This is a genomic window from Ligilactobacillus pobuzihii E100301 = KCTC 13174 (assembly GCF_000349725.1).
In the GTDB taxonomy this organism is placed as follows: Bacteria; Bacillota; Bacilli; order Lactobacillales; family Lactobacillaceae; genus Ligilactobacillus; species Ligilactobacillus pobuzihii.
Window position 1 is genome coordinate 1 of sequence record NZ_APCP01000044.1, and the last position, 371, is coordinate 371.

General features: G+C 36.1%; 1 pseudogene. It reads left to right on the forward strand.

What is annotated here, in order from left to right:
• Positions 1–108: 108 nt before the first annotated feature.
• Positions 109–371, forward strand: a pseudogene (locus LACPOB_RS0100305) (IS982 family transposase); the annotation flags it as partial.

The window sequence follows — 371 nt, forward strand, 5'->3', positions numbered from 1 at the left end:
ACGTGTGGTGCTAGTTCGTAACAATCAAACATTTAGTACAAAATTTTACAAAAAAAGCCCAATAAGGTTAGACTTTTAAGTGATCAAACAAAAAGGAGTATAACCATATTGGACCACTTAAAGTTTAAACAAAAATGGCATAATTTACAAGCCGATTTAGAACAATTAAAAGAAATCTGTGGGTACCTTTACCATAAATATTGTCCTTCTCTGATCTCCAATCGGCGCAATGTCGAACACACACAAGTTTCTGACATTCAGATTTTAGCTTTACTTTGCCTACAAATGACGACCAACATGCAATCACAACGTAAATTTTTCGCATGGGCTAAGCTGTTTATCCCGAATCAGGTTACCTTTGACCGCACTCG